This window comes from Dietzia sp. HMSC21D01, from assembly GCF_001815995.1.
Lineage (GTDB): Bacteria > Actinomycetota > Actinomycetes > Mycobacteriales > Mycobacteriaceae > Dietzia > Dietzia cinnamea.
In genome coordinates this window covers 1-4,628 of the sequence record NZ_KV823932.1, presented here as the reverse complement: position 1 = coordinate 4,628, position 4,628 = coordinate 1, and the positions used below count along the sequence as shown (strand labels likewise).

5 protein-coding genes and 4 tRNA genes are annotated in these 4,628 nt (G+C 70.3%); 7 read left to right on the top strand and 2 right to left on the bottom strand.

Annotated features, from left to right (window positions below):
- The first annotated feature begins 41 nt into the window (after positions 1 to 41).
- Positions 42 to 509, top strand: coding sequence for a DsbA family oxidoreductase (locus tag HMPREF3086_RS09685; RefSeq protein ID WP_246830951.1), 468 nt, complete (start codon positions 42 to 44; stop codon positions 507 to 509).
- A gap of 106 nt (positions 510 to 615) precedes the next feature.
- On the opposite strand, the gene HMPREF3086_RS09680 is transcribed toward HMPREF3086_RS09685, so the two are convergent.
- Positions 616 to 687: transfer RNA gene (locus HMPREF3086_RS09680), tRNA-Val, on the bottom strand.
- Between the two features lie 556 nt (positions 688 to 1,243).
- Between HMPREF3086_RS09680 and HMPREF3086_RS09675 the strand changes: the two genes are divergently transcribed.
- From HMPREF3086_RS09675 to HMPREF3086_RS09655, 5 genes are all read left to right on the top strand, one after another.
- Positions 1,244 to 1,316: transfer RNA gene (locus tag HMPREF3086_RS09675), tRNA-Gly, on the top strand.
- 49 nt (positions 1,317 to 1,365) lie between these two features.
- Positions 1,366 to 1,436: transfer RNA gene (locus HMPREF3086_RS09670), tRNA-Cys, on the top strand.
- A 31-nt stretch (positions 1,437 to 1,467) separates the two neighbouring features.
- A tRNA-Val gene (locus HMPREF3086_RS09665) sits at positions 1,468 to 1,542 on the top strand.
- 159 nt (positions 1,543 to 1,701) lie between these two features.
- Entirely contained in the window at positions 1,702 to 1,932 is a 231-nt protein-coding gene (locus tag HMPREF3086_RS09660) for a hypothetical protein (RefSeq protein WP_007627691.1), read from the top strand.
- Between the two features lie 22 nt (positions 1,933 to 1,954).
- Positions 1,955 to 2,488 carry a GNAT family N-acetyltransferase gene (locus tag HMPREF3086_RS09655; protein WP_061915578.1) on the top strand — a complete coding sequence of 178 codons (534 nt, stop codon included), beginning with the start codon at positions 1,955 to 1,957 and terminating at the stop codon, positions 2,486 to 2,488.
- A 374-nt stretch (positions 2,489 to 2,862) separates the two neighbouring features.
- Here HMPREF3086_RS09655 and zapE read toward each other — a convergent pair whose 3' ends face one another.
- Complete coding sequence (zapE, locus tag HMPREF3086_RS09650; protein WP_061227698.1) at positions 2,863 to 3,879, bottom strand: cell division protein ZapE; 1,017 nt, start codon at positions 3,877 to 3,879, stop codon at positions 2,863 to 2,865.
- 51 nt (positions 3,880 to 3,930) lie between these two features.
- Between zapE and HMPREF3086_RS09645 the strand changes: the two genes are divergently transcribed.
- Positions 3,931 to 4,628: dihydrofolate reductase family protein (locus tag HMPREF3086_RS09645; RefSeq protein ID WP_070721577.1), on the top strand; the 698-nt coding region annotated here is incomplete at its 3' end.

Genomic DNA, 4,628 nt, shown 5'->3' with positions numbered 1-4,628 from the left:
CGACGAACTAACGGAGATGCCCACTAGCCCGCAAATACGGGATGTCCCGGGCCGAGGCGGAGGCTGGCCAGGAACAGATGGCCGCCCGGTTCCGCGAGTTGGGCCTCGAATTTAACTGGCGGTCGGCGCGGGTCTGCTCGACGTTCGACGCCCACCGGCTCGCCGCGCTGGCGGCGAAGCACGGGCGCGCCGACGAGGTGGACGAGGGACTGCGCCGCGCCCACTTCTCCGAGGGGCAGGTGATCTCGGACCCCGCTGTGCTCCGGAAGATCGGTGTCAACGCCGGCCTGCCCTCCGACGCGGTCGACCGGACGCTTGCCGGTGACGATTTCTCCGACGAGGTGCGGCGCGACGTGGAGACCGCCCGCGGCCTCGGGGTCCGAGGGGTGCCGTTCTTCGTGTTCGACGGTCGGCTCGCGGTGAGCGGCGCGCAGCCTGTGGAGGTGTTCGTGCAGGCATTGGAGCAGGCATCGGAGGCCAGCGCGGAGCCCACAACCGACGCCGGCTGACACGTCGCCGCCGGGCAGCCCTGCGCTCCGGCTGCTCCCGCGCCCCGATCGACCCCTGCGACGACAGAAGCCCTCCCGATGTCCGGGAGGGCTTCTGCTGTGATTGTGGTCCTAACTGGGTTCGAACCAGTGACCTCTCCGGTGTGAACGGAGCGCTCTTCCGCTGAGCTATAGGACCGCATGTCGCCGGGCTCTCTCGCTCGGCACCGGAACACTGTAGCAAGCCCCGGCCCGCCGCCCAATTCGGGGTACGCATCCTCGCAACCGCCCAGCACGGGCCCACCGCCTCACTCCCCCGTCACGTCCGCCTCGACCCCGCCGCGCCCCGCCCCCTCCGGCCGCCGCCGTCCGCGCACCCGACCGGCGAGTGATCACAGGCGACGCGAAATCTGAGCCGCGCGCTCGGAGGCGCCGCGGGTGGAATTCGCCGAAGGGTCTGCCGAGCCCGCCGTGGGCCCCGCGCGGATTCGCCACCGGGTGGGCCTGATCGCAGCGTGGACCGGCAAGCGCGTTCGCTGCGGGAACGGCACGGGCGCGGCGGTCGCGGAGATCGTCGCTGGCCCCGGTTGCCGATCGGGCCGCGTGTGGGACTGCCGGGGGCGGCTGCGGAGCGCCGATTTCGGACATCTGCCCAGTTCATCCCGCATTTCCGGCCCCGGATTTGTGTTCCGCGGAACTCGTCGGCTAATGTTCATTCTCGCAACGCGGTGAGCAACAGCGAGCCGGGAAGCGATGCGGATGTGGCGCAGCTGGTAGCGCATCACCTTGCCAAGGTGAGGGTCGCGGGTTCGAATCCCGTCATCCGCTCGGAGGGATCGAGGAGCCAGGACGTCCTCACCAGGCTCGATACCTTTGCGGTGGAGTGGCCGAGTGGTGAGGCAGCGGCCTGCAAAGCCGTCAACACGGGTTCGATTCCCGTCTCCACCTCTACGTCCGGACTCGTCCGGGCGCAGAACCCGCGCGATTAGCTCAGCGGGAGAGCGCTTCCCTGACACGGAAGAGGTCACTGGTTCAATCCCAGTATCGCGCACCACACGAAAGCCCCGGCCCCGGCCGGGGCTTTCGGCGTTGAAGCGCCGGCACTGCGATGCACTTCGGGACTAACCCGCGGGCCCCTGCCGTTGGGTGGATCGCCGCCGTACCGGTACCTGACCGTTCCGCCTGCGTGATGTCCGTCACGGATGATGGTTGCATGACTGCCACGCCTCGGCTCCACCATTCGACGACCGTCGGCCGGGCCGACGTGGCGAGCATGCGCGGCCGCGTCGTCGACTTCCGTCATACCACCGGGGTCCTCGCCGACCTCCGCCGGACCGCCGCCGACTCGTATGAGGTCACACTCGTCCTCGGCGGTGGCGACGACATCGAGCGGTATGTCATCCGCGGGGTACGCGAGGACGAGAGCCTCCATCTGCACGCGTGAACGGTGCCCCTAGGCTGGTCGGGTGACCGCGCGACTCGACGAGGCCGTAGAAGCCGACCTCCGCCCCCTGTCGGATCTGGCCGCCCGTACGTTCCCGCTGGCGTGCCCGCCGGACCTCGACGCGGGGGTGATCGAGGCCTTCATCGCCGAGCACCTCAGTGAGGAGGCGTTCAGGGCATACACGGAGTCCTCGGACCACGAGGTGCTGGTGTGCCGGGCAGACTGCGGCGCGATCGTGGGGTACGTACTGCTCGTCGAGGGCACCGTGATGGATCCCGACTGCGCAGCGCAGATCGTCCACCGCCCCACGAGGGGTATCAGCAAGTTCTATGTCGACCCGGACCACCACGGCGCAGGGATCGCGTCCCGGATGCTCGACGACGTGACGGCGCGAAGTCGACAGTCGGGTGTGCGGAGCGTCTGGTTGGCCACGAATATCGCGAACGCGCGGGCCCGTCGGTTCTACGTCAAGCACGGGTTCGAGCCCCGCGGGAACCGGACTCTTGACGTGGGCGGCGTCGCCAACACCGATGTCGTCTACGAACTGCCTCTCTGAATCGCGCTCTTTCTGAGCCGCGCTGCCGCGGCCGGACGATCCCGGTCCTCGAGCGCTCCTTCGGGATAGGCCGCCCTGGCGATGCCCGGCTGTGGCAACGCCACCTATCTGCCCACGCGCCACCTGTGGGATCCCGTAGGCGTCGCGCTATCGGATAGGTGGCGCGCTATCGGATAGGTGGTGCGTAGGCAGATAGGCGGCGCGGAGGCCGATGGGTGGCGGGTGATCCGATAAGCGACGTCGCGGGTTGAGAACCCGGGCGGGTCGCCGGCCCCGGGCGCGCCGCGGCGCTGCGGTCGGGAATGAGCCAGCTGCGGCCGGCGATCAGCCGGCTGCGGCGCTGCCGTCGGGAATGAGCCAGCTGCGGCCGGCGCTCAGCCGCCGACGGTCTCGAAGCGGGACAGCGCCAGCAGGCGCGAAGTCGCCCGCAGGTACTTCTTGCGGTACCCGCCGGCGACCATCTCCTCGGTGAAGATCGCGTCCAGCTTGTCGCCCGAGTTCCGCACCGGGATGCCCGCGTCGTAGAGACGGTCCGCGAGCACCACGAGCCGCAGCGCGATCGACTGGTCCGGCAGCGGCTTGACCCCGCTCAGGCAGACACGGTTCACCCCGTCGACCAGGCGGTTGTACTTGGAGGGATGCAGGGTCGACAGGTGCTGGCACAGCTCGTCGAAGTCATCGAACGTCGCGCCGTCGACCGCCTCGGCGTCCGCCCGCAGGTCATCGTCGGTCATCGGGTCCGGGGCCGGCGGCAGGTTGCGGTGCCGGTAGTCCGGGCCGTCCACCCGGATGGACTCGAAGATGCCCGACATCTTGCGGATCTCCCGCATGAAGTCCTTGGCCGCGAAGCGCCCCTCCCCCAGCTGCTCGGGCAGGGTGTTGGACGTGGCCGCCACACTGACGCCGGCCGTCGTCAGCTCGGCGAGCAGGCGGGAGACGAGCATGGTGTCGCCCGGGTCGTCGAGCTCGAACTCGTCGATGCACAGCACGGAGTGGCCCGAGAGCTCCTCGACCGCCCGGTTGAAGCCGAGCGCACCCACCACGTGCGTCAGCTCGACGAACGTGCCGAACGCCTTCGGCTCGGGACAGTTGTGATAGATCGAGGTCAACAGGTGGGTCTTACCCACGCCGAACCCGCCGTCGAGGTAGATACCGGTGCCCTGGACGGCCTTGGGGCGCCGCCCGAATAGGCCCTTCTTCGGCGCGCGCCGCGAGTTGACCTCCTCCGCGAACTGCCGACACGCCTTGACCGCGGCGGCCTGCGAGGGCTGCGCCGGATCCGGGATGTAGGAGTCGAAGCTGACGTCGTCGAACATCGACGGCGGCACCATCTGGGCCACGAGCTGGTCGGCAGGGACCACCGGGGTGACGTCAACGAGGCGAGAGACCATACGCAGAGCCTATCGTGGGGGCATCCGACGTCAGAACGGAAGGAGTCCGCGGTGCACACGACACGGCTCACCGTGATCGACGACGACCCCGCGGCCCTGGACACCCTCTGGGAGGCGCTGGAGCCGGAGCCCGATCTCGCCCTGCCCCGCATCCGGGCGGTAATGATCTCCACGGTCGACGGCAGCACGACCGTCGACGGGCGTAGCGGCGGGCTCGGCACCCCGACCGACAGGCTCGTCTACGACGCCATGCGCGCCCGGGCCGACCTGGTGATGGTGGGCTCCGCCACGGCGCTGACCGAGGGATACGGTCCCGCCACGATCGCCGACGCCTGGGCGGACCGACGCCCCGGTCCCCCGCCGGTGGTCCTGGTGTTCACCCGGAGCATCCCCGACCGGCTGATCGACCACTGCGCGCCCCTGGGCGACGCCGTCCAGGTCGTCGCCGCACACGGCGTCCCGGGCGACCGCCTGGAGGCCGCCCGCCGACAGGGCGTGACCGTCCACGTGCTGGACCCCGGGCCGCTGCGCGCGGCGGTCCGATCGCTGGCCACCCACTTCGGGGCGTCCGAGGTGGCATTCGAGGGCGGCCCCGGACTCCTCGGCACCTTCCTCCGCGAGGGCGCGGTCGACGAGCTCGTGCTGTCCGTCGCGCCGCAGCTCGTCGTCGGCGGCGACCGCACACCGCTGGCCAGCGGCCCGGGCACCAGCAGGGTGCCGATGCGGCTCGCCGCCGCGTTCACCTGCCC